This is a genomic window from Arcticibacter sp. (genome assembly GCF_053551015.1).
Genome location: NZ_JBMQOB010000020.1, coordinates 16,289 through 42,630, shown reverse-complemented (window position 1 = coordinate 42,630; position 26,342 = coordinate 16,289). Strand labels below are relative to the sequence as shown.

Below are 26,342 nucleotides of genomic sequence, written 5' to 3'. Positions count from 1 at the left end.
AAAACTATCTTGCCTTTACCGCAGTATGCGGAGTAGACACTTATTGTCTGTATTAATTTTAGTCCTTACAGCCTATACAGCTCAGGCACAATCGATTAGAGGAACCGTAAAAGACCAAAAGGGCGAACCCCTGGTCGGGGTATCCGTAGTGGTTAAAGGAACAACCACCGGAACCAGTACCAGTGTATCGGGCGAGTACTCCATTCAGGCAGCCCCCGACGCAACTCTTACTTTCAACATGGTGGGTTTTAAACGGATCGAGGTGCCGGTGAATAAAAGAACCCTCGTCAACGTACAGCTGATCGAAGACTCACAGGACCTCAGCGAAGTGGTGGTGACCGCCCTGGGTATCAAGAAGGACTCGAGGAAGCTGGGCTACGCTGCAGAAACTGTTAAAATGCAGGAGATTCAGCAAAATCGTACCACGAATGTGATGACCTCTCTCGAAGGTAAAATAGCGGGACTGGAAATCGCTCCACCTTCTTCCGGCGCAGGGGGGAGTAACAGAATCCGTCTAAGGGGACAAGCAGCATTTTCAGGAGCGAACAACTCTCCTCTGATTGTAATCAACGGCTTACCGATGGATCAGGGAGCACGCGGAGCGGACGGAAACAACGGTCTTGACCTTGGTGATAACATGCAGCAGATCAATCCCGATGATGTTGAAACCATGACAGTCCTGAAGGGCGCTACAGCGGCCGCACTCTACGGATCAAGAGCTGCAAATGGCGCAATCATCATCACAACAAAGACAGGTAAGAAGAACGCCAAGTTCGGAGTGGAGGTTACCTCTAACTTCACGTCAGACGAAGTCCTGGATTTTACGGATTTTCAATATGAATACGGACAGGGCCAGGCAGGCGTACGCCCCGCAACGCAGGGAGCTGCTATAAGCACCGGACAGTTCGGCTGGGGAGAGAAATACGACGGCGTCCCAACTATTCAGTTCGACGGAGAACTCAGACCCTACTTGCCTCAGAAAAACAGAATAACAAACTTTTACAGAACTGGAACTTCGGCTATCAATACGATAGCATTGTCCGGAGGAAACGCAACAGGCAGTTTTCGTACATCCTTTTCAAATCAGGACGTAAAAGGCATTTCACCCAACAATGACTATCACAAAAAGATCTTCAACCTGGGAGTAAATCAGAATATCACCGAGAAGTTGTCGCTTCAGGTAAACATCAACTATACCAACGAAAAGAACCAGAATCCACCTGAAGTAGGTATCCAGGGTATGGGTGCTCCTAACTTCCTTTATCGGTTGGCCAATTCAATATCGCTGGACGTATTGAAGGAGAAAGCGCTTGCCGACAACGGCATCACGGAAAGACAGACTTCAGGGTTCCAGACAACATTAATAAACCCTTACTTTCTGATGCCTCGGCAGTTTATTAGAAACAACCGTGACCGCTTCCTTGGAACGACCACGGTCAGGTATGACTTCTTCAACTGGCTTTATCTACAGGGTCGCGTGAACATGGATTATGCAACCCCGTTTTTTGAACGGAACACTCCGACGGGTATGGGAACATCCACTGCTCTCAATGGTTCCGGTGCGGGATATAACGGCGCCTATGCGGTGAATTCTAGTACCGAAAAACAAATGAATATGGACTTCTTGCTGGGCGTAAGTCACAAGTTTGGCGACATTAGCGTGGATGCAAGCTTCGGAGGAAACAGATTTACCATAAAGAACAACAACGTCACTCAAAGTGTAACCGATTTTACGGCACTCAACCTTTACTCTATCGAAAATGGTATAACAAAAGACCAAAACTTCGGTGTGTACCGCGAGCAGGTAAATTCACTATACGCGTTTGCTGATATAGGCTACAAAAACCTGGTCTACCTAAACGTTACCGCGAGACAAGACTGGTTCTCGGTACTGGATCCTGAAAACAACTCGTACTTATACCCCTCTGTAAGCGGTAGTTTCATATTCTCTGAACTATTAAAAGGCTCCTCCTGGCTTAACTATGGTAAGCTGAGAGCTACTTACGCCGATGTGGGTAGCGCAAACGGTATTGGAGCATTTTCCAATCGTCTTGCTTATGGAGTGGAACCAAACCCCTTTAACTCAGTAAGCCTTGGAACTATCCGCAACGCTAACAGTCCTAATCCTCTGATAAAACCCTTTGGTGTTAGTGAAAAAGAAATTGGACTTGAACTAAAAACATTTGGAAGCAGAGTCAATCTCGACATAGCATTCTATGATAAACAGACTCGTGACCAGATCATTATAGTACCAGTTTCAAATGCTTCCGGATACACTGGTACTCCGCTGAATCTTGGATCACTTGAAAACCGGGGAATGGAAGTGATGCTGGATCTGGTCCCGGTAAATACACAAAGCTTTCAATGGAATACATCATTCAATACAGCTTTAAATAACTCGAAAGTACTTGCATTAGCACCGGGTGTAAATCGTCAAATCGTATCTCAGTTCGGAGGAAATGAGTTTATTGGCTCTCTCGTATATGAAGTAGGTAAACCGCTGAATCAGCTTGCCGCCAGAACATATTTGAGAAATGAAAATGGCGAGATCGTCGTGGGAAATAACGGAAGGCTTCTGGCCAACAACAGCGATGTCCTTTTCGGAAGCGGTACGCCTAAATATACTGGTGGTTGGAACAACACTTTCCGGTACAGGAACCTGACTATGTTAGTACATTTAGACTACAAATTCGGAGGCAAGATCCTCTCCTCTACAGCGCTGAACGGTTTAAGACAAGGACATACTAAAGCTTCTTTAGCTGGCCGTGAAGGCGGAGTTATATTCCCGGGAGTAAAAGCTGATGGAACTCCGAACACGACAGCAGTTGATCCTCAGACCTTCTATACCGACTACCGTACCCTACAGATAGCAGATCCCTTTATCTACAAATCAGATTTCATCAAATTGAGGAATATCACCCTTGCTTACGACTTTTCGAACATGATTGGGACAAAATGGAAGTTTGTTAAAGGACTCACATTAGCTGCTTCTTGCCGTAACGTACTCATCATCAAAAAGTACATAGATGACCTGGACCCTGAAGCATTCGCGTCATCAGGGGATAATCGTGTTGGTTACGAACAAACTACCCTACCAACCACGCGAACTTACGGGCTTAACCTAAATGTGAAATTCTAAGACTTATTATCATGAACAGATTAAAATACTATATATACTCATTCCTGATTATATTTTTGTTGCCCGCCTGCGACAAGGACTTCGAAGAAGTAAATACCAATCCGTACGCACTTACGGATATCAACCCGGCATTGCTCTTTGCCAATGCCCAACGCCTTACTAGCGGAGGATTCTATGAAGCCGAGCAGACAGTTGTTCAGCAATTTGTTAATGCATATAATCTGGGCGCTACTGCAGGATTCAACTTCAATGAGGATAATAACATTTTCAACGTACCTCGTTGGAACGATAACTATCCGGGACCTATTAAGTTTCTCGAGCAGGCGATCCAGCTGGTTAAAGACGATCCTGCACGCACCAACCTGTATAGCGAGATGAGAATCTGGAGGGCATACATCTATATGACCTTAGTGGATACATACGGCGATATTCCCTACAGTGAAGCAGGAAAAGCGTATTTAGGAGGTCTTTACTATCCAAAATACGATAAGGACGAAGTCATTTACGAAGACCTTTATAACGAGATCAAGTCGGCAGTCGCCACCCTGTCTCCCGACAAGGACCAGGTAAGAGAAGAGCTATTTTTTGGCACTACCGGCTCTGCCGCCATACAATCCGAAAAGTGGAAGAAAGTTGGGAATTCCCTGCTTCTTCGTTTGGGTATGCGTTATTCAAAACTTGACCCTACTAAGGCTGCATCCATAGTGCAGGAGGCATATCAGGGTGGTGTTATTGCATCCAATGCTGACAATGCGTTCCTGGTATTTAATGCAACATACAACAATCCGCTGAATGCGGCTGTGAGAACCGGTAACGTGTACTACTTCTATTTGGCTGAACCATTTGTAAACAGATTGAAGGCGGCTTCAGATCCAAGACTGAAGTATATTTCGGGGAAATATGCTGATCCGAATCAGGCTCTGGCACAAGTTCCGGATACCACTATGGCCAATCAGTTCGGCTTCCCTGTAGGCTACGATCAAACGAGCGTGAAGAACGCTCCTGGCTATAGAGGAACCGCCGGTACAGGTCAGAACTACTCTCAGATTAACTTGAGGGTGTTCGGAAGTGCAACAGCCCCATTATTCTACGTAACAAACGCCCAGACTAAGTTACTTCTGGCGGAAGCAGCTTTCCGTGGCTGGTTGCCCGCAGGTGCCTCAACTGCGAGAGAATACTACAACGCGGGTGTTAAGGCGTCTATGGATGAATATTCCCTATATCCGACCGTACCAAATCCGGCAATTCCAACTGCGACGCAGGATAGTTATCTGAATCAGGCAAACGTAGCGTACAATGAGGCGAATGCACTTGACCGGATCAATACCCAGTACTGGATAGCATCCTTCGGAAACGGCGCTGAATCATACGCCAACTTCCGCAGAAGCGGATATCCGGCACTTACACCGAACAGTTACAATAACAATCTTCAGGGAGGATTTGCCAGACGCTTCTCCTATCCCAACGAAGAGTCAGCAAGAAACAGCGAAAGTTACCAGGCAGCTGTTGCCAGCTTCGGCCCCGACAATCCGCTCACCCGGGTGTTCTGGGATAAGCCATAAAGACAAAGAAGCCGCCTCATATTAGATCATGAGGCGGCTTCTTTGTTTCTGTGGCTTTTAAATGATGTACTTTCAGGTAAATGCACTCTTGAGTTAAGATCGCGCCTGTTCAATAACAAAAGAAGCTGCCTTTTTGAGGCAGCTTCTTTTGTTATTGGTTAAATTGATCCGACTAATATCCAGGGTTCTGATCAGCTTCGGTTAAAGCCTCATTCCTGTCAATAGCAGATTGCGGAATTGGACGATAACGTTTCGCAACATCTCCAGGGAGAACAGCTTCTACGCCGCCATTATCCACTCTGATATCAAAGTTATACTTTCCAACAAATTCCTTCAGTTTCTTTGTTCTGCGCAGCTCTGGCCAACGGAGGTACTCTCCAGCAAATTCCTTAGCACTTTCGATCAGGTAGCTGTCTAATGCAGCACTTTGGCTCGAAGCTGTGGATATATTGGTAACAGGAACAAGCGGACTGCCATCTTTTGTATTACCAGGACGACGCGTCACTGCTTCCAAATAGGTTTGCGCCTCTGCAAATTGACCTAAACCAATACAGGCTTCAGCATACAAAAAGTAGGTTTCTGCACGACGTGCAAGAACGATATCCCGGGCACTGGCACGGGTGGACCAGGTCGCCTTGGTTGCAGGACTATCAAATTTCTTGATAACCGGACTATAAAAATCTTGAGACCAGGCCCAACGGTAGGCAGTTTCTTTAGATTTAAATGGACGCATTTTAAAGAGTAGCGCTCCCTTATCAGACTTCTTCAACCGGCTCGCATATTTGGTTACCCAGGCAATAGAATCGGCAGAAGAGAAATCACGACCATTAGCTCTCGGAAAGTATGCGTAAATAGCTTTCGACGCAGTATCCGCCGGCGTATAATAATCATAGTAATTATTATAAATTGTCGTCATGAAAGTCCCCTCATAACGCTTATCGTTGAACGGATAGAAATTCTGTAAGCTCCAGGACGGATAGACCAATGTTGTCTGATACTTTCCTAATCCGGTCTCTGTACCTCCCAGGTAAGCGCCGAAAATACTTTGTTGTGAATTCCCTTCCGTAACTGCAGGCAGTGACGCCACATCATATTGGACAGAGAATAAAAACTCAGAGTTATTTTCGTTTGTAGGATTCCACAACGTTTCAAAAGGAATAGTAATGGTCTTTCCGTTAATTGCTTTCGTGGCATTCTCTTTCGCTTTTGTGAACGATGCCTGGTCATTCAAGTCCCAGCCTCTGGTCAAATACATTTTACTCAGAAAATGAAAACCGGCCTCTTTCCCCAAACGCTTGTTGTCAGTGGTCAGATTATTTACCTGCGACTCCATTTCCGAGATAACGAAGTTGTAGGAATCCTGAAGGGAACTACGTGGAATGCTGGTTACAGCCGTTTGCGTTGCATCCTTCGTAATGACGATACCTCCAAACTGCTCAATCAGCCAAAAATGTAGAATCGCACGAAAGCAGGTGAGTTCAGCCCTGTACTGCGTTTTAAGAGCATCGCTGATCTGCGCTCCATCTATGTACTTCAGGCCCATATTTACATTTTGGATATTGGCGTACACCGCTGTATAGAAACTATTTACTCGTGCATCAGTTGGGAATAGTCCATTGTAAGTCAGAATACCACGGTCCGTGCTCGTGTTCCTTGTCGACTCATAAATATCTGTTCCTGCAAAATACACGTATGGTGCGTTTTCACCGTCCCGGCCGAAAATATTCCGGAGTCCACTATAAGAAGCCGTCATTAAAGACTGGAAACCTGCAGCCGATTTGTAAAACTCATCATTGGTTATCCCAGACTTGTTATCCTCTTCAAGGAAGTCAGAACACCCCGTAAATAAGAAGCAACTTAATATGAATAATTTGAATAGCTTTTTCATCCTAATTAAAATTTAACGTTCACACCCATCTGATAGATCACACTGCTTGGTCCATTTCCGTTTACCAGCGTTGTGGTAGCATACTCAGGATCCCATCCTTTGTAACTGGTAAATGTAAATGGATTCAACACATTAGCGTAAATACGCAGATCGCTCAGTTTAGTCTTGTTTAATACTTTCTTTCCAAAGCTGTAACCAAGAGTAATGTTGCGTACTTTGACAAAGTCTGCCTTTGTGTAACGTCCGTTATTACCCCAGTAATTACCCGCATTACGGAATACCGGCAGCGAAGCGTTCTCATTTCCTGCCCCTGTATTACCCCATACTACTGCGGGTGTTGAGCCAGAAGTATCCCAGTTGTTCCAGTCAATTGTTGGCACATTAGCGGGAACAAAGTAGTCAACTGCGATCTTAGGTCTTCCCCGGTCATTATTAGCAGCTGTACTGTACTCGGCAAGAAAGTAGTCACTCACGAATGTTCCCCATCTGCCGTATAAATTGACACCCAGGTCCCAGTTCTTATAGCTTAATGTCGATGTAAAACTTCCGGTCCACTTAGGATCAACTTGCCCCAGTATCGTACGGTCATCACCACTAAACTTACCATCTCCGTTTACATCAACAGGAATGGCCTGCCCTGGTTGTTGTCCCAGCTTCGCAGCTTCAGCCACCTGATCACTTCTCCAAATACCAGCTACCCGATAGTCATAAATAACATTTATCGGCTGTCCGACAAACCAAGCGTTACTTACGTCTGAAGTTGAGCCAGAGGTAAGTTCTTTAATTTCATTCTTATTGAAAGCAAAATTAAATGAGGTTGTCCAGTTTAGATTAGTCGTACGCACATTGACGGTGGATAGGGCAACTTCAATTCCTTTGTTGGATACCGAGCCGATATTATCTGTCATCGATGTTACTCCCGATTCCACGGCAAGATTTCTCGACATCAATAATCCATCAGAAAGCTTGTTGTACAGATCGACAGTACCGGAAATCCGCTGATTGAAAAATCCGAAATCAAGACCGTAATTTAACTCTCTTGTTTTCTCCCAGGTAATAAATGGATTCACGGGAAGTCCGGTCATCGCGCCTGTAACTAACTTACCATCGCCATAGTCATAGAAATTTTGACTCGTCAGATTTGGGGTTTGCATCGCTCCGAAGGGTAATATACCGCTATTACTTCCGGAGTAACCGAAGCTAAAGCGCGCTTTCAGATCAGATAACCAGTCCTTTTTCAAGAATTCTTCCTCATTAGCTCTCCAGGCGAGTGCAAAGGATGGAAATGCTGTCCACTTGTCCCGCAGCCTGGAGGCACCGTCGTATCTGACAGTACCGGTTAAAAGGTACTTGCTCTTGTAGTCATATTGCACACGGGCTGCATATGATGTTAGAGTGGACTCTTCATAGTATGATCCGGTTCCCGACTGAACGATCGTACCCATGCCCAGATTGTACCACTCAGAATCATAAGGAAGGTTATTAGATGTAATCCTGGCTCTCTCATAACGCGTTTTATAAAAGCTGTTAATCAGGGTAGCGTTGATCGTATGGTCAGGTGTTAATTGCTTATTATAGGTGATCTGATTGTCCCATGTCCATTCGAAAGACTCATCATTCTGCTGAAAAGCAGTACTTTGAGTACGATCAGGCGTTACACCATAATAATAGCCATCACGAACCCGGTTAAGGCGGGGCATAAACGTTGTTTTGATTTCTAATCCCTGAATTGGGCTCACAGCTGCGAAAGCGCTACCCAGGATATCGAAACGACGATTTTCCCTGTTTCCGCTTTCTATCTCGATTAATGGATTACCTGAACTGGTAAAGTTCGCGGATCCTTCTATCGCTGATGCAACACCTGGCTGGGGAACCAGATTTCCCTGACTATCATAAGGCGACAATACCGGAGCAGCCCTGAAAAGATCCTGATAACCGTTTTGGCTTCCGTTGTTTCGGATGTTTTGCGCTAAATTCACCGAAGCTCCTAGCGTTACAATCTTCGATGGTTTACTGTTAAGCGCAAGTTTCAGCGTGTATTTATTAAGGTCTTCATTAGTAAAGTTACCTTTTTCACTCTGATACCCCAGACCCACGTTATAGGTAGTAGTACCGTTGATTCCATTCACGTTAACAAAATGATTTTGCTGGGAGCCCTGTTTTGTCCCCAGTTCTAACCAATCTGTATACGATTGATCATATAATCGCTGTTGTATAACCTTGCTGGACTGCAGAATAGATCCCTGGTTAGCCGAAGTTAGCTCGTAAGCTCCCTTTCCAGCATTATAAGTATAAAAGTTGGAAGTTCTGAAATCAACCCAGTCTCTTCCATCAAGGAATTCCGGAATGCGGGCAAGATCCCGGACACCGTAAAACCCATCATAGCTGAAACTTGTCTTATTGACATTCGCTACTGTGGAGCCTTTTGTTGAGACAATCACCACCCCGCTTGAACCTCGTGACCCGTAGATCGCTGTTGACGACGCATCTTTTAAGACGTCAATTTTGCTGATATCAGAGGGATTAAGCCAGTCGATATTATCCATAACGATCCCGTCAACCACATATAGCGGCCGCACATTACCATTAATTGAATTCTGTCCACGAATCTGTATGTTAAAAGAGGCTCCTGGCCTTGCAGATGCCGTGCTGATATTAACCCCGGCGACTGATCCCTGCAAGGCAGACATGACAGAAGTCGAACCTCTCGCTGCGATCGTTTCAGAACTGATCGATCCTACCGAACCGGTTAGGTCACGCTTTTTCACAGTACCGTAACCAACTACCACCACTTCTTCCAGATTGCTGGAGGACGCTTTTAACACGACCCTTAGGTCCTTCTGTCCGCGTACGGCGATCTCAAGGGGCTCATAGCCAACGTAACTAAATACCAGTGTAGCATTCTCATTAGTTGTTAAGCGAAAATTCCCGTTAACATCCGTTGAGATTCCCTGATTTGTTCCTTTTATCTTTACAGAAACCCCGATCAGGGCTTCTCCCGTAGCGTCTACGACTTTACCGGTAACAACAATGTCGGCGGCGGCTGTATATCCTACAGCATGAGCTTGTGAAATAGGGCTTATAGCTAAAGCGGGTAGAGACCCGGAGAGCAGACAAGAAACCACTACGGTAGCTTTTGTCGACTGAATGAGTTTTTTAATAGCTGGTTGGCCTACTATTGGGTAAAAACATTTCATAATTTGATTACTAGGTTTAAATATTGGGAAGGAATAGACCCCTTCACGCGAATTCGTTACATATGCAACAGTACAGCTACAAATCCTTTCCTGGAAAAGATTTGCTCAAGTAATACGGTCTTTTCTATAATCCCCCTTTGCCCAATGGGAGATTTTGGTTAATTCAAGGGTTAATTTTTAATTATGTTTATTTGGTTATATAAGGCATATTGCTTATATTGATCTTCAAGCACAATTCTACATGTTAAAAAGAGTAAATCCAAGAAAGTCGTATTAACTAATTATGCAATCGTTCCCGGAACATCCCGACAACCCGATTATCCGCCTGCTCTGGGATAAACCATAGGAGAAAGCCTGTTTATAGATCATAGTCTGAAAAAACACAAAAGACCGTTCACCTGAACGGTCTTTTGTATTTTAGTTCCAGATTCTATCTGGTGCAAATTGTGGGAAATTTAAAATATTATTTAGCTGCTATACTCGCCTTCTCTATATGGGGATTCTTCAGCCTTGTACTGAAGCCACTGCATACATATCCATCATTGGATATCCTGTTTTATCGGGTATTCAGTTGCGCGCTGATCATGTCTGCTATTTCTGTCGTCTTTAAAAGAGAGAACATAAAAGACACACATACCCTTTTTAGATCTTTACCGAAGAAGAAGCAGCGCATGATCCTTTGGCTAAACATTGGAGCCAGCATATTTTTAACAGTTAACTGGTTTTCTTTCATCTACGTAATGAACCATGTTAGTGTAAGGGCAACGTCGATTGCCTACCTCGTATGCCCGATCTTAACGACCGTCCTCGCCTACTATTTACTGCACGATCGCTTAAGTCCGGCCAAATGGTTCTCTGTTGGGCTGAGCTTTCTAGGGTGCCTGCTGCTATCGTATACCAGCGTAACAACGATGCTCTATAGCACCTTTGTTGGTCTTACATATGCTTGCTACCTCATCAGTCAAAACAAAAACGCTGGCTTCGATAAATTTCTAATTCTCAATTTCCATATTCTCATATCCGCTCTGATCCTGCTGCCTTTTTATCCGGTTTACGCTGGTCCAATCCCCACAAAATTGCAATTCTATTTTTACGTGGAGATCATTGCTGTCTTGTACACGATCGTGCCTTTGTTCTTAAACCTGTATGCATTAAGCGGCATCAGTTCATCAAGCGTTGGTATGATCTTAAACGTAAACCCAATAATCGCATTTATTCTATCGGGACTGGTCTATCATGAACCTTTAGGATCTTTGCAGATCTTCGCTTATGTACTGATCTTTCTGGCCCTTGTTGTGTTCAACACCAATCAGCTTCTTAAGTATAAGATGGCTAATCAGCAGAATTAGGTACTTTTCCAAGCAGTCAAACGGCTACTCAGCCTTTTCATAAACCTCCAATGCAGACTCGAGACAGCTCGCTACGCCCTTTAGTCCGCAAACCGATAGCGTAATCAGAATCGTATCCCGGATTTCTTCCCTGGTTGCTCCTAGTCTTTTTGCCATTTGAACATGGAAAAACACCGCTGAAGTGTCTCCCATCGAAGATTTAATGCCGATGTAGACCAACTGCTTAGTTTTGGCATCTAATCCTGTGGTATTTTTCAGTGCATCAATCAGTCCATCAAAAGCGGTGGCAACGTCTGGTGCTTCTTTGTACAGCAAATCAAGAGTATTCATGTGATTTAGTTTTTGGCAAGAATATTTGAATCACAAATGTATAATTCTCCTGTATCAAACGACATGATGCCAACAATTTAATGCGCCTTGAAATTCCACTTCGAATTATCGCTTTTCATATCAAACTCCGCAAGTGTAGGAGTACTATCCCCGGAAGACACGAGAGCGAGTTGCTTTTGTGACCCCGGAACCTCTTTAGGCATGATCCGATAAGTTCCGTCAGTCAGCTGATCTATACGCCACAGCTGCTCCGGTGCTCCTGAGAACTCAGAAACCGAAATAACTTCCCTCTCTACAGTAGCCGCTAAAGCTCGCCCGGTTCCCTCAATGACTATTTTATAGTAGGGAGCACCTAAATAACCTCCCGCACCCGGCACTGCTGTTATAGTCCATTTCTGATGTGGGCGGAACATGTAATCACCTATTCTTACATCAATATTCCCTGTAGGCCATAATTTAATCACATCAGCAAGCTGCTGCGACGGCACAGGTTTTATTGGTTCGTTATTATCGCGGTTGAACCCACGCATTCCGCCTGGCATTCTTGTAAAATCGACAGCCAATTCCAATGCATAACCTCTTCGCTCTGATTCTATCTCATAGGTTCCTTCTTTGAATTGATCCCCTGCCACAGGCCATCCGTTCTTCCAGAGTAAAGGTCTTATACCTAAAACACTGCGACCACTTTGATCGAGATCTGTTTCGAAGTGACATGACATCTTTTCTATACCATTACCAAGAATCATCCGGCCAAAATGACCAGGTCCATTAACCCTGCCACCTGCGGCGATAACCAGCTTCCCGCCCCCTTTTAACATATCTCTTCCAATATTATCGAGGTAAGGACCAGTTACTTTACGCGAGCGCCCAACTACAATATTATAAGTGGAGTTAGGCCCGTCGCAGCAGGTTCCATGCGTTCCCAGAAGATAATACCATCCATCTTCATACATCAAGGTGGTGGCTTCGCAGTCAATGGCAATATTGATAGCTTCATTGCCTTCAACGCGTTTACCAGTTTTCGGGTCAAGTTCTACAAGGCGAATGAAACCAAAATATGTTCCGTAGGACAGCCACAGCCGTCCGTCTGTTGGATCAAGAAGAAGTCCTGGATCAATGGCATCACAATCTTCGGTTCCATCAGATGAGGCCACAACAACAGCCTCCGTGTATTTAAAATCGGGCGACTTAGGATCAAGAGTTTTATTCCACATGGTCAGTATCCTACCATTATGACCACCACCTAATCCACCGCCAGTCGCTCCATAAGCTATAAGATAACGATCGCCGATCTTCAGTACATCCGGTGCCGCACCTCCGCCAGGCCTAACTCCACCACTATTCCAGGTCCAGCCATCCTCAGATATCAACCCGCCCGACCCTGTGCCAAACGTGTAATACTTACCATCACATTCCATAATGGTTGAAGGATCATGTATAAATGGTTTGCCAACCTGTGCGACTGCTGTTCCTGTTAAACAATAAGCTAAAAGGGTTAATACCCCGATGTTGTTAATTCCTTTGATCATAGTAACTTCAATTCCGTATGTTGAGATAAATAGGATGGCTTTTATTTGTTAGTAATGCGCAGATCTTTGATGGGTTGACCCTTTTCGTCCAGGAAGCGAACACAAAAATCGCTCATACCGGGGCCGTTGATCACTGCACCGCGAATGATGTTCTTCCCTTTGTTGAGCGTTATTCGCTTAGAAACACCATCATCCATTACCATACGCCTGTCGCCAGAAAGCAGCAACGTCTCCTTTCCGTTTAACCACCACATCGACGCTGAGTTAGAGCCTACAGCCATCCGCACATTTTGCATTTCCCGCGGACTATCTACTACAGTCACAGCCCAGAATAACACTCCATAAATCTGTTTCTCCAGGCCATGAGCAAACCTAAATAGCTTCACATTGAAGTTTTTGCTGTCGAGTGCATGCCATTTTAACTGCTGGTCTCCGGCTTTGACCATATCTCCGTCTTTTGGAATGACGGTAAACTGATTAGGAAAGTACTTGGTTGCGAACGCTTCTCTTAAATAGCTGTCGGTAAAAACTGTGTTGCTACGGTTTGGCTTATTAATCGGCTCCAGGAGCAGCCATCGTTGAATGAATCCTTCCGCATCAGGCGCCTTTTTAGACGATGTTGAGGGAGTGAAATAAGCATCAATTCCCACGACTGAATCGCGCTGGATAATGACTTTATTCTTAAATTCTGCAGTTACTGAACGGGCTTGTATCCTTAATTCCGATGAAAAAACAACGCCCGCGAGAAGCAGGGCCATTACGTACTTCTTATTCATAGAAGATCTCTGTGGTTTATAATTTAGTCGATTAGAAAAAGATTAGCGTACTCCCTGGTTGACAAGCAATCGGGATTCCACAATAGTAATGGATAAAAGCGGTGGGGAATCGCAGTTTTGTCAAAATTTCTAGGACATTTGTCATCTGAGCATTCATAGCAAGACAGATGAACAGCCAGGCAGTTCTCGCAGCAGCCTTAAACAATCAAATCACCGTCTCAACCGATCTGACCTATATCCTGCTTTGAAAAAAACTTCAGAATAGAATTTAATTGAATGAGCACTATAGAAACATACGTTAAGCGGCATAGTAGCACAACGGTATCTGATGACATACCCATCATACCCATATCAGGTAAAGTCAGGAAGTAGGTCAATACAAAACCAACGATCGTCCCGCAACTACCTCCCGCATAAGAATTTTAAGTACCCAAAGAAAAGTTAAATGCAATCCGTGAACCATCCGGCGCAATTCCTAAGATCTGGAGTCTCGAAGCCTTGGCTGCTTTGAGGGCGGTGTCGATATCCTGGGGACTATTCACTGGCTTACCATTGATATACACGATGACGGTGCCCGGCGGCACTCCCAGTTGATTGAAAAATCCGCCCCTTAGTATCCGCGTCACAACCACGCCTGCATGGATACCGAACCGTTTTTTGAGCCGGTCATCAAGAGGAGCAAACGTAGCACCTAGCTGAGTATAAATATCTGTGAGAGACTCTTTGTTATCAGCCGCCGCAAGCTGCACGACTTCTTCCTTTAAAGTAGCAGCAGTGCTTTGTTCCTTCCCGTTACGGATGAAGTCAATCTTAATTTTATCTCCGGGACGATGCCGGGCGATCCGCTCGGAGAACTCAGCAGACGACGACAACTCAACACTATCCAGACGCTGAATAATATCGCCTTGCCGAAGGCCTGCACCATCAGCAGCACTCCCCTTCTGCACTCCTGTAATTAAAATCCCTTTTACAGAGCCTGGCGCAATACCTTGTTGTTTAAGGTACTCGTCCTCGACCTGCGGGGATGGGAATGATACCCCCAGCAGCCCGCGCTTCACCTTCCCGAATGCTTTCATATCATCCAGGACCTTTTTTGCAAGGTTCACCGGAACCGCGAAAGCATAGCCGGCATAACTACCAGTGAGTGAAGCAATGGCAGTATTAATTCCAATTAATTCCCCATTCATATTAACCAATGCCCCCCCGCTATTACCCGGGTTAATCGCCGCGTCAGTTTGAATAAAAGACTCCACCGCACTACTGGTTTGCTTTCCGGAGCCGCGGGAAGAAGAGCCGTTTATAATTCCGATACTTCTCCCTTTTGCGCTAACGATCCCGGCCGTCACTGTAGTATTCAGGGAATAAGGATAACCTACTGCAAGAACCCAGTCACCGACCTGAACGTCGTCAGAGTTCCCAAGCATCACATAAGGCAAATCTTTAGCATCAACCTTTAGTAAAGCCAGGTCCGTATTGGGATCAATCCCCACCACTTTCGCTGTAAAAAGACGTCGGTCAGGGAATACCACTTCTACCTTTTCCGCATTTTCGATCACGTGATTATTAGTGGCAATATACCCGTCAGAACTGATCACAACCCCTGACCCCGATCCGGCAGCAGGCGCATCATCACGACCATAAAGGTCGCCGAACAATCCTTCTGCATGATGACTGCCACTATAAGACGTTTTGATGTGAACCACCCCGGGTGTTGCGGCTTTCGCCGCCTCAGCAGAATGGTCATTACCTGGTGCGACTGCACCAGAAGAGCTTTTTTGAGGAAATCCCTGTTCAACAGCAGCAGACTGCTGTTGAACAGGATCATTATTGGTACAGGAGACTAGCAGACCCGCCGCCACAAGCACGTACATCCATAAACCAGATACTTTGGAGACTGCTTTTACCATCTCTGTTTAATAAGGGCTTCTTGTACGGACACCTGAACATTTCAGGTAATCATCTGAACATGAAACATCTAAACTCACAATTAGTTTCGCTCAGATCCAGATCTGTCTCTTCAGACAGACGCTTACCGGCTACCTCCAGCCTAATCCTGGCGCAACGTGTTCCAGAATCGACGACAGTACATGCACATTGTAGTCAACCCCCAATGTATTAGGGATCGTCAAAAGCAGCGTGTCCGCTTCCTGAATCGCTTCATCTTCAGCAAGCTCTTTGATGAGCCGGTCAGGCTCCGCAGCATAACTCTTTCCAAAAATTGCCCGCTTATCGCTTTCGATATAGCCAATTTTGTCACTGCCACCGCCCTGCTGCCCGAAGTAATGTCTGTCCTGATCAGTAACCAATGCGAAAATAGAACGACTTACGGACACACGCGGTTCACGCTCGTGACCAGCATTTTTCCAGGCCTCTTTGAACAGTCTGATTTGTTCGGCCTGCTGCACATGAAATGGCTTTCTACTTTCATCATATTTCAAGGTTGAGCTCTGGAGGTGCATTCCGTTTTCAGCAGCCCATACCGCCGTAGCGTTAGATGCAGCTCCCCACCAAATACGTTCCCGGAGACCTTCTGAATGAGGTTCCAGTCGTAACAAACCCGGCGGATTAGGAAACATGGGATTCGGATTAGGCTTGGCGAACCCAGCACCCTTTAGCTTATCTAAAAACTCTAATGCTTTTTTACGCCCCATATCGGCATCGGTTTCTCCTTCTGCAGGTTCATAACCGAAATAACGCCACCCGTCAATCACCTGCTCTGGTGAACCCCGACTTATCCCGAGCTGCAAACGGCCACGGGAGATCAGATCAGCAGAACCGGCATCTTCCACCATATACAAAGGGTTCTCATATCGCATATCAATTACCCCTGTCCCGATCTCTATACTACGCGTTTTAGCGCCAACTGCAGCCAACAACGGGAACGGAGATGCCAGTTGTGCGGCAAAATGATGAACGCGAAAATAGGCACCATCCAAACCGAGTTCCTCCGCGGCAACAGCCAGATCAATAGACTGAAGCAAAGTATCACCCGCTGTACGAGTTGCGTATGACGGATGATTGGACCAGTGTCCGAATGATAAGAAGCCAATTTTCTTCATGTAATAACCAATTTAGTAGATCAAACACAACTTAAGAAACCCATGTGTTCAGAAGCCTAATTCTGACTATATCCCTTCTCTTTTAGTTTCTGCACAATTTTTAAACCAATCTCTTTACCCCACTCCTGACCTGCAGTCATGGATTCCTGGGTGATCAGCGGGGTCTTCTCCGCGAACTTCTTACCCACAGGAGTCTTATAAAATGCGACAACGCCGAGTATGTCTTGTTCAGTTAAATGCTTCTGGTATACTGGCACAAGCAAGTTAAGAAGCTGATTCGTTACATCTTTGTTCATTTCCGCAGATAGCTCGTTCCAAAATTCTTCGGGTACATTCGATTGCTGTTGCTTGAACATGGAGATCATCTGACTTACAGCGCCTTTGTACGCCAACTCCGATCCCGATATCTGTATCAGTTTCATCAGCGACGACCTGTAGCTGCTATTTTCCTGACCGAACGATACAAGGGTGCATAATACAAAGAAGAGTGTGACAATAGAGACTTTCATATTGATTGATTAAGGTTTAATCTGGGTACTTAGCTAAGGTTGTAAAATCAGATCAATTAATTTCCTTTACCATAGCAGGACTCATTCACCTTTAAATAGGGTGCCGGATGATCCGTTGCCAATATAACATTAATTTTCTAACACTTCCGTTGTAAACATAACGTGAAGGTTATTCCCATATTTCTTTAAAAAAAATATACTATCAAACCTGCATTTTGAAAAAACATGATCAATACCTTAGGTATAAGATATTCAATAGCGATGAAAGAGATCCAAACGAACTATCCGGCACCAAAGCGACACCCTTTGCTCAAACCTATTTCCACGGCACCAAAGCAAACCTGAAAATCGGGGATTACATAAAACCCGGGTTCAGCTCAAACTTCGGTCAGCGAAAGAAGACCAGATACATCTTTTTATCAGCGACCCTGGATGCCGCTATCTGGGGAGCGGAACTAGCCTTTGGAGAAGCACGCGAAAGAATTTATTTAGTAGAACCCACCGGACCGATAGAGGACGACCCTGATTTAACGGATAGGAAGTTCAAGGGCAACCCGACAAAGTCATATCGTTCAGTCCACCCTTTCAAAGTTGTTGGTGAAGTGAGCGCCTGGCACGGACATGATCCGGAACAGATTAGAATCATGCGTGAGGGCATTTCCAAACTTCTGGATCGAGGCATCACTTCACTGAACGACTAGGCTGAACCCGGAAGCAGCTACGGTTCTGATAGGAAACCCTACAACGTCGCTTTCGAAATCTAACCTCCTAAATTTGAGTAAAGCTCCGAAAGTGTCTCTTTAGCTGAAAGTAGCCACTTCCTCACTCTGGTGGATAATTCTAGTCCGTCAAGATTTTTGAACAGCTCCTACCTGGCTGACAGTAAGCATATAATCGCCTGCCACTGCGGGCAACATTGCTACTTACTGGCCTTTAGTCTTGACAGAAATTCTAGCCTCATCAAAATAACACCTCCCGAACCATTTCTTAATCTGTACAAAAACTCCTGTTAACATCACAGCTTCATCTTCGTGCCATAAAACCACTTAACTATTATGGTCAAAAATTTGCTTTTTACAGCGCTTATCATGTGTCTTTGCATCAAGAATACCTTGCTTGCGCAAACCACACAGGCATCTATTCTAGGTGTTGTTACCGGACAGGATAAAAAACCCATTCCGGGAGCTTCCGTGCAAGTAACAAATAACTCCACCGGCTTCACCACAAGAACCTCTACCGATGCAAAAGGAGAATACACCCTGCGGGAACTGCCTCTTGGTGGCCCCTATTCTGTTAAAGTAGCCTTCATGGGATACGGAGAACAAACCAAAACAGGCTACATGCTCAACTTCGGAGATGTGGTGCGCGCAAATATTATTCTTGAGGAAGCATCGCACAACCTGGAAGCCGTTCAGGTTGTAGCATCAGGATTGCAGAATAAGGTTCAGAACTTCGGTGCCTCCACGGAGATCTCCGCGAAAACCATGAACCAATTGCCCGTAAATGGACGGAACTTCTCTAACTTAATGGACCTCTCTCCCTTAAGTCGCGGCGGAGGTATCTCAGGCCAGCTCGGTTCATCTACCAACTACACCATTGACGGTATGACGGCGAAGAACCCCACCTCCGCAGGTAGCACAACCAGCCGAAGTGGTGCGCCATACTCCATCTCCATCGAAGCAGTGCGCGAATTCAAAGTCGTGACCAACCAATATGATGTAACCATGGGGAGAGCAGGTGGCGGTACTGTAACGGCGGTAACCAAATCAGGAACCAATACCACCAGTGGAAGCGCCTTCATGTATGGCCGCGCAGATTGGCTAGCTAGTCCATACGATATCAGAGGGATCAAACGGGACAACGATTTCTCCACCTATCAGTATGGATTTACTTTAGGCGGACCGATCATTAAGAACAAACTCCACTACTTTGTCGGGTTAGACCATCAGAAAGATGCGCGCCCTTTGATTATTGCAGATGTTAACGGACCTGCAGATGAAGCACGATTCCGTATTTCTAATACTACGCTGACTGACTTCCTTGCCATCGCGAGGGCAAAATACGGTGTATCCAACTCCCCACAATATGGCACCTTCGACAAAAAACGTGGAAGTGATGCCGCATTTGCGCGTTTAGACTGGCAGATCAACGACCGCAACCTACTAACTGTCCGCGACAACTACACCAACGACAGAAATCCGCTGGGCCTTGGAGACAACACTGCAATCAACTTCTTTGAGAGCTACGGTAACGATAAGAATATTGACAATAGCTTACTCGCAACCCTGCGTTCTACGCTAAGCAGCAAAGTCACCAATGAACTAAAAGTGCAGCACCTGTACACCTACCAGGCAAGTACGCAGAATGATCAGCTCGGTTTCGCCATCCCCAGAGCGATTGTAGGAAACGTTCAATCAACCTTGTCTGACGGATCATTAGCCAACACAGCCATACAGATCGGTGGGCACCGCTTTGCTCAGGAAGGGTTTACGAACAACGTGTTCCAGCTGGTCGATAACTTCTACTACAATACCGATAAGATCAATTATACTTTTGGTGTCGACCTGATGTACACCCATGCCAAGTCGCTTTATGGAAGTGAAGTGAACGGACGTTTTGAATATACCAACTCCACTTCGGCTACATCCCTTCAGAACTTCAACAATCTGGTTCCAAACAGATTTTACCGGGAGGTGCCTTTGGTGGATGATCCGACGGTTAAAGCAGGAATCTGGAACACGGCGCTCTACGGACAAATGCAGACGAAATTAGCTAAAGGATTAGACTTCATCGGAGGTCTGCGGGTCGACTACAGCAAATATCCCACCTCCCCACTTAATCAGACCTTGATGGATGAAGTTGGTGTAAGGACAGATAATGAACTGCAGCAGTTCCTGGTTCAACCCAGAATCCAGCTTAACTGGGATATCAATGAAAACAGAACAGACTTCGTACGCTTTGGAGCAGGTATCTTCGGATCTGATGTAAACAACTACGTAACGATCAACAACCTGACATTTGATGGTAAACACCTGGCAACAGTTGACGTATTCGGTGCCAATGTACCTACCCCAGACTTCATAGGGTACAGAAATGGAACCGTACAGGCACCAAATTTAGCCGCCCTGCAGGTACCAACAATTAACACTTATGCAGAAGATGCAAAGATTCCGGTCGTCTATAAAGCAAATTTGTCATATAGCAAGCTCATCACAAACAGGCTAAAACTCGGAGTAACGGGCTATGCAACATTTGGCCGGAACAACTACATGTATGTGGACCGCAATATGGCTGCTAACGCCTATTTCACACTCCCTAACGAGGCAGACAGAGGCGTGTTTGTACCCGTAATGCCTTCCAACGGAACCCCCGACTGGAAGACAGGACGCATCAGCGAAAAGTTCGGTCGCGTTCTGGAACTAAACAGCAAAGGAAAAGTAAACCAGTTTGCCGTCGTTGTAGACGCAACATGGCAATACTTCAGGGATGGTGAAATCTCAGCAAGCTATACCTGGAATGATACGAAAGACAATACCTCTTTCAACGGTAATGTGGCCAATTCGGCAACGCTTTCTCTTCCGGTAAAAGATGATCCGAGGAACCTAAGCAATATGAGCTATTCTGACAATCATTTCAGAAATAAGGTCGTCATCTATGGTACGCTGCCTACATTCTACGGCGTAACGGTAGGCGTTCGCTACTCAGGAATCGGAGGCACACGCTATAGCCTGTTATCAGGCACAAACAACAATGGGGACTTCGTAGCTACCAATGACCTGGCTTTTATCTTTGACAGGAACAATGCCAATGTACCCCAAAACGTGCGTACCGGATTACAGACCATAATGGATAATCCTGAAGCTAGTCAGAGTTTAAAGGATTATATTAATAAATACTCCGGACAAATTGCAGAACGTAACGGAGGGATCAATGAATTCTTCGGAATTGTAGATCTGAGAGTCAGCAAGAAGTTCAAGCTGTACAACACCCATACTCTTGAAGTATCAGGCGATATATTCAATTTTGCAAATCTCCTGAATAAGGATTGGGGCGTAAATAAATCATTGGGAAATCAAGCACTATATGCATTGAACGGAAAGCCAAAAGTAGAAGCTACTGCTACTACGCCTGAAGTTCCTGCCGTGCCGAACTATGATGCAGCAACCCGTTCGTTCAACTACCGGGTGAACAATGCTGGTATTGTAAACCCATCCGGCAACCCTTACCAGTTCCAACTCGGTTTACGGTACGGATTCTAAATATCAAGTGATTACTAAATAAAAGAGGCGCGGTTCACCAAATTGAACCGCGCCTCTACTTTATAAGGACTTTTATCGTATGCTCAAAATAGACCTAACAAAAGCTTGATTACTTTTGCTTCCTGAGCTTACCGTTCTTACCCTCGATATATAAGTATTGTGGATCTAAGCCATCCAGCGCTAGAACACCCTGTAACGAAGAAAACTTTGCAGGATCTTGTTTCCATGACCATACCAATTTGCCATTGGGCGTGAACTCAAGCAGCTGGTTCCCGCTATTGCCATGACCCACACCATGCCCCTGCCAGTTAGAGACCAGATAGTTCCCATTGTTTAAAACCTGGAAACCTGCAAAGAAATGTGGATTCACATGCTCAGGGCCAGTGAAGATCTTTTCCGGAGTACCGTCCTTCTTGAGAACCTGAAAATTAACCCCATAGCCCGTGCTAACAACAGTTTTCTTCTTCAAACGCAGCGCCTGCCATGCATGAATCTTCTCAGGTCCGGTGAGTTTAGCTTTCCATATAATCTCCCCGTTTGAATTTGATTCAAACACCACATTATTCGCTGTGATGAGGTAAGTTCCTTTAGGAGTTTCTCTTACCAGACGCACATAATTATATTCAGGAAAATTCAGAACCTTCTTCTTTGCACCGTCAGGGGCAACTTCAAGCAGAACAATACCTTTCTTGTTTTCCCAATTCAAACCAACGAGCATCGTATTGCCGTTCTTCAGTCGTCGGGCCATGATCGATCCAGAATAATTAGAAATTTCTTTCAGCGTCTTTCCTGAACGTATATCAATTTCCTGATATCCATTCCCCGTACCAATGAGTACGCTTCCTTTGCCGACCAGTTGCAGATCACGGCCAGGAGGTACTTTTACCTGCCAGTTAGCAGTCGAATCATCAAGGTTGACAAAGCAAACCTGAGACAGTCCCTCATCCCTAAGCAAAAACTTACGACTTCCCCGGGAGCTCTGTGCTACTGCCGAAGAGTACAGGATAATTCCAATTAAACACGTTAAAAGCTTTTTCATTTTCATTTTTTAATTCAGATATACCTCAAGGGGGATGGATATCTCTCTTCACTACAAGCTTATCAGGAAACTGAAGCAGTTTACTATCCACTTGCGTACAGCCAAAACTACGGATTTCAAAGGGGCTTTTGAACGATTTTTTGTTGTGTGCTTAAATCATCTTTTCTCTTCCTGGAAATATTCCGCTTTAAATAATAAATTGCATCCAGGTACCAATTACAGGTAAGTACTCGCGCTCTGTACCCTTTACCCGTCCAAAACCACCTAAATGAATAAAATAAGAGAAATAGCTCTGATTGTCAGGCACCGCCCATTTGGAATAACCTACAAACAAGGTAATTCTTCTTCAAATCAGCCAAAACATTCCACATGAACAGAAGATCAAATAACTTAACCAACTAATTAACCATACAAATGAAAGCTAAAGTTTTAGGTATTTTACTTATGTCAATTGCCTTGACCACCAATGCGCAGTCACAAAAAGCCCCTCTCCAGGTCAGAGTAGAGGAAGGTCTCCTGCAAGGCAAGGCCGAAGATGGCCTGGCTGTGTTCAAAGGAATCCCATTTGCGGCACCACCAGTGAAAGCATTACGATGGAAAGCTCCTCAACAACCCGTAAAATGGGAAGGCGTCAAGCAAGCGACTGAATTCGCCCCTTCCCCCTACCAGCCCGGAACTCCTGCTGCTGGTAAGAGTGAAGATTGCCTGTACCTAAATGTCTGGTCACCTGCAAAATCACCGACAGAAAAGCTACCCGTTATGGTTTGGATCTATGGCGGCGGATTTAGCTTTGGAACGACGGCCGACCCCAACACCACCGGTGCTCACCTCGCCAAAAAAGGCGTAATTGTGGTGAGTGTGGCTTACCGGGTTGGTCAGTTAGGCTTCATGGCTCATCCCGAATTAAGCGCCGAAGATCCAAACAAAGTATCCGGAAATTATGGACTGCTTGACCAAATAGCAGGACTGAAATGGGTGCAGAAGAATATTAAAGCCTTTGGTGGCGACCCCGGGAAAGTAACCATATTCGGAGAGTCGGCCGGCGGAATATCTGTAAGTATGCTTTGTGCATCTCCTTTAGCCAAAGGCTTGTTCCATGGAGCTATCTCCCAAAGCGGAGGCTCATTCGGTCCAACACGCGCTACCACATATCCCGGCGAGAACATGAAGACCCTCAAGCAGGCAGAAGCTGACGGACTAAGTTATGCTCAATCCGTAAATACCACTTCCCTGGCTAAATTGCGCGAGTTGGATGCTGAAAAACTGCCGATGGGTATGAATATGGGCGGCGCATGGCCAATTATCGACGGCTATGTCCTTCCAGATGATCAATATAAGCTTTACAGCCAAGGAAAGTACAACATCATACCTGTGCTCATTGGCTACAATTCAGATGAGGGACTTAGCTTTACCCGTGAGAAGGACCCACAGGAATTCAAAACCAATGTCGAAAAACGTTTTGGAAAACATGCAGGTCCGCTATTAGCTGCCTATCCTCTTTCCCAAAACGGCATACCTAAATCTGCCCGCGACCTACACCGCGATGCAGCTTTCGGCTGGCACACCTGGAGCTGGGCAAAGCTTCAATCTCAAACCAGCCGCGCCAACGTCTATCTTTATTACTTTGACCAGCATCCCGCATATCCGGAAAACTCTCCAAGATATGGACAAGGTTCACCTCATGGCCAGGATGTAGCCTATGTGTTTCAAACCCTGAACGAGAAGAATCCTGATATCACGCCTTCAGACCTGCAACTCTCAGATATGATCGGCACCTATTGGACAAACTTCGCAAAAACCGGCAATCCGAACGGAAATGGAGTACCCGAATGGCCAGCCTTTAAGGGCACAAGTCCTCAGGTAATGTATTTAACCGCTAAACCTCATGTCGGTCCTGTTCCCGATGAAAAATCATTGAACGTACTGGACTCTTACTTCAAATGGAGGTTTACCCCAGAGGGAAAAGACTGGGCAAAATAGAACTTTCATTAAGCCCTATCCACACCCTTGTGCTGCTGCAAGCGGCTTCAACCTCCTGCAAGCGGAAGCATAATTTAAGCCGTTAAATCAAATCTGAAGCCTGGTCGTCAACAAACTTGAAGATCAGGCTTTTTTAACGAATTCCGATTTAAGCGCCATCGCACCAAACCCTTCTATCTTGCAATCAATGTTATGGTCGCTATCTACCAAGCGGATATTCTTGACCTTTGTTCCAGCTTTGATAGATTTAGGGCTGCCTTTTACCGGAAGGTTTTTGATCGTGATCACTGAATCACCATCGGCCAGGACATTTCCATTGCTGTCTTTTACAACAAAGGCGGTCTCACCATCCTGTTCTTCAACAGCTTTCCATTCATGTCCGCATTCCGGACAAACCAGTAGGCTTTCCATTTCATAAGTATAGGGAGATTTGCAGATCGGGCAAGGTGCTAGTTCGTTCATGATGTTAAAATTATTGGAGCGCAAAGGTAGCAATTCAATTTAATCTGGTCGCGCTTATACACCCCTGGACGTTATTTCATCATAGGATGGATTTGATTAACTTCTCATACGCTTCTGCATAAAGCATCATTCCTAAATCCGACGGATGGGCCCCATCCACTGTTCCCTCAGTCCCCATCGTCACTTTACTGTTTGGAAGCATATGTATGTTTTTGATCCCTTCGGCGCGCAACTTCCGAAAAGCAGCTTTTGAAACACCATTGATTCTATTTAGCGATTGACGGGTGGAAGAGTCAAGTCGATTTTCTATAAACCCTGAATGCTCAGTAAGCACAATCGGCACGCGTGGGTCTTTTTTTCTTATCGCCTTCACCGTCGCCAGAATGCGACTTTCGACCTCCGAAGACTCAAATCCCTCGAGATTAGGTAAACAATCTAAAACGTACACACCGGCGTCGATTTCTAACAGGAGATCAACAACCTCTTTCTCCAAACGGCCATTACCCGAAAAACCGAGGTTGATAAGAGGCATTTCCAGCTTTCTTTCCAGAATAGCGGTCCATGCCATACCAGGTCGCGACGCACATCCTCCCTGGGCGATTGATGTTCCATACACCACGATCGGCTTCTCTTTTCGAGGCTGAAGCATCTCAAATGAGTTTTGTTCAGGAACTCCGATCTCCAACCAACTCACAGTATTATACAGGGGCAGATACAGATGAAATTCTCTTCCTTCTGGATATTTCTCACTGTCCAGATCCAGGTTCTGGTATCTATAGGAGATAGTATCCCCGAACCTGTATTTACCGGTTGCCCAGGCCCAGCTTCCATCCCGATTCCGGGAGTACAAGTCTACTCCACTTACGCCCGTTGCCGGGAAATGATTCATAGCGTAGTTCTTGTTCTCTACCTTGTATCGTACGGTAATATTTTTCGCATCAGTTTTAAATCTCAACTTCACTCCTGCAGCATTGCGCGATAGTTGCCAAACTTCTTTCCTTACAGACTTCTCTGCCTTAGCTGGAAAACGATCATAAAAATTCTTTACTTCAGCAGGCCAGGCCTGACCTTCGAGAACAGAGAAGCCAAGCTGTGCCGGATTCAGCCATTTCATTTTTTCATCACCGGCTTTCTGACCGTACAAGAGACCTACATTTAAGAATGCAAGCAGGAACAAAATATATTTCATAAAAACTTTAGAGTACACGATGGAATTAACTTAAGACAATATACAGGTCTTGCCTCAAGTTTTAAGATTAATTGA

The 26,342-nt window shown here is 45.3% G+C and carries 17 protein-coding genes; 6 read left to right on the top strand and 11 right to left on the bottom strand.

The genetic code is table 11. The features are described from left to right. The first annotated feature begins 43 nt into the window (after positions 1-43). On the top strand, positions 44-3,139 hold the full coding sequence (locus ACO1NU_RS13475) for a SusC/RagA family TonB-linked outer membrane protein (RefSeq protein WP_448819013.1): 3,096 nt from the start codon (positions 44-46) through the stop codon (positions 3,137-3,139). An 11-nt stretch (positions 3,140-3,150) separates the two neighbouring features. Continuing rightward, a complete protein-coding gene (locus ACO1NU_RS13470) occupies positions 3,151-4,701 on the top strand; it encodes a SusD/RagB family nutrient-binding outer membrane lipoprotein (RefSeq protein WP_448819012.1) in 1,551 nt (516 codons plus the stop codon). Between the two features lie 172 nt (positions 4,702-4,873). Here ACO1NU_RS13470 and ACO1NU_RS13465 read toward each other — a convergent pair whose 3' ends face one another. Together ACO1NU_RS13465 and ACO1NU_RS13460 are read right to left on the bottom strand one after the other, a co-directional pair. Then, positions 4,874-6,589: a RagB/SusD family nutrient uptake outer membrane protein gene (locus ACO1NU_RS13465; RefSeq protein WP_448819011.1), complete on the bottom strand. Its 1,716-nt coding sequence runs from the start codon at positions 6,587-6,589 to the stop codon at positions 4,874-4,876. Positions 6,590-6,594: 5 nt separating this feature from the next. Next, positions 6,595-9,786 carry a SusC/RagA family TonB-linked outer membrane protein gene (locus tag ACO1NU_RS13460; RefSeq protein WP_448819010.1) on the bottom strand — a complete coding sequence of 1,064 codons (3,192 nt, stop codon included), beginning with the start codon at positions 9,784-9,786 and terminating at the stop codon, positions 6,595-6,597. 446 nt (positions 9,787-10,232) lie between these two features. On the opposite strand from ACO1NU_RS13460, the gene ACO1NU_RS13455 reads away from it, so the two are divergent. Then, a complete protein-coding gene (locus ACO1NU_RS13455) occupies positions 10,233-11,135 on the top strand; it encodes an EamA family transporter (protein WP_448819009.1) in 903 nt (300 codons plus the stop codon). Between the two features lie 24 nt (positions 11,136-11,159). Here ACO1NU_RS13455 and ACO1NU_RS13450 read toward each other — a convergent pair whose 3' ends face one another. The 6 genes from ACO1NU_RS13450 to ACO1NU_RS13425 all read right to left on the bottom strand — a co-directional run bounded on the left by ACO1NU_RS13450 (position 11,160) and on the right by ACO1NU_RS13425 (position 17,338). Beyond that, complete coding sequence (locus ACO1NU_RS13450) at positions 11,160-11,465, bottom strand: carboxymuconolactone decarboxylase family protein (RefSeq protein ID WP_448819008.1); 306 nt, start codon at positions 11,463-11,465, stop codon at positions 11,160-11,162. A 77-nt stretch (positions 11,466-11,542) separates the two neighbouring features. Next, positions 11,543-12,994 carry a family 43 glycosylhydrolase gene (locus tag ACO1NU_RS13445; protein ID WP_448819007.1) on the bottom strand — a complete coding sequence of 484 codons (1,452 nt, stop codon included), beginning with the start codon at positions 12,992-12,994 and terminating at the stop codon, positions 11,543-11,545. A 41-nt stretch (positions 12,995-13,035) separates the two neighbouring features. Beyond that, positions 13,036-13,770, bottom strand: coding sequence for a hypothetical protein (locus tag ACO1NU_RS13440; protein WP_448819006.1), 735 nt, complete (start codon positions 13,768-13,770; stop codon positions 13,036-13,038). Between the two features lie 422 nt (positions 13,771-14,192). Beyond that, the gene (locus ACO1NU_RS13435) at positions 14,193-15,677 is read right to left on the bottom strand and encodes a trypsin-like peptidase domain-containing protein (protein ID WP_448819005.1); all 1,485 of its coding nucleotides are present in this window, start codon (positions 15,675-15,677) and stop codon (positions 14,193-14,195) included. Positions 15,678-15,806: 129 nt separating this feature from the next. Beyond that, positions 15,807-16,829, bottom strand: a complete 1,023-nt coding sequence (locus ACO1NU_RS13430) for an LLM class flavin-dependent oxidoreductase (RefSeq protein ID WP_448819004.1) — start codon at positions 16,827-16,829, stop codon at positions 15,807-15,809. Between the two features lie 56 nt (positions 16,830-16,885). Then, positions 16,886-17,338 (bottom strand): DUF2059 domain-containing protein, encoded by a 453-nt coding sequence (locus ACO1NU_RS13425; RefSeq protein ID WP_448819003.1) that lies wholly within the window; start codon positions 17,336-17,338, stop codon positions 16,886-16,888. Positions 17,339-17,679: 341 nt separating this feature from the next. Between ACO1NU_RS13425 and arr the strand changes: the two genes are divergently transcribed. After that, positions 17,680-18,039 (top strand): NAD(+)--rifampin ADP-ribosyltransferase, encoded by a 360-nt coding sequence (arr, locus tag ACO1NU_RS13420; protein WP_448819081.1) that lies wholly within the window; start codon positions 17,680-17,682, stop codon positions 18,037-18,039. 354 nt (positions 18,040-18,393) lie between these two features. Continuing rightward, positions 18,394-21,597, top strand: a complete 3,204-nt coding sequence (locus tag ACO1NU_RS13415) for a carboxypeptidase regulatory-like domain-containing protein (RefSeq protein ID WP_448819002.1) — start codon at positions 18,394-18,396, stop codon at positions 21,595-21,597. Positions 21,598-21,706: 109 nt separating this feature from the next. Here the strand turns inward: ACO1NU_RS13415 and ACO1NU_RS13410 are convergent, their stop codons facing one another. Further along, entirely contained in the window at positions 21,707-22,636 is a 930-nt protein-coding gene (locus ACO1NU_RS13410; RefSeq protein ID WP_448819001.1) for a hypothetical protein, read from the bottom strand. Between the two features lie 414 nt (positions 22,637-23,050). On the opposite strand from ACO1NU_RS13410, the gene ACO1NU_RS13405 reads away from it, so the two are divergent. Continuing rightward, positions 23,051-24,616: a carboxylesterase/lipase family protein gene (locus ACO1NU_RS13405; protein ID WP_448819000.1), complete on the top strand. Its 1,566-nt coding sequence runs from the start codon at positions 23,051-23,053 to the stop codon at positions 24,614-24,616. Between the two features lie 123 nt (positions 24,617-24,739). On the opposite strand, the gene ACO1NU_RS13400 is transcribed toward ACO1NU_RS13405, so the two are convergent. Beyond that, complete coding sequence (locus tag ACO1NU_RS13400; RefSeq protein ID WP_448818999.1) at positions 24,740-25,078, bottom strand: zinc ribbon domain-containing protein YjdM; 339 nt, start codon at positions 25,076-25,078, stop codon at positions 24,740-24,742. Between the two features lie 79 nt (positions 25,079-25,157). Then, positions 25,158-26,267: an SGNH/GDSL hydrolase family protein gene (locus tag ACO1NU_RS13395; protein WP_448818998.1), complete on the bottom strand. Its 1,110-nt coding sequence runs from the start codon at positions 26,265-26,267 to the stop codon at positions 25,158-25,160. Positions 26,268-26,342: the final 75 nt, after the last annotated feature.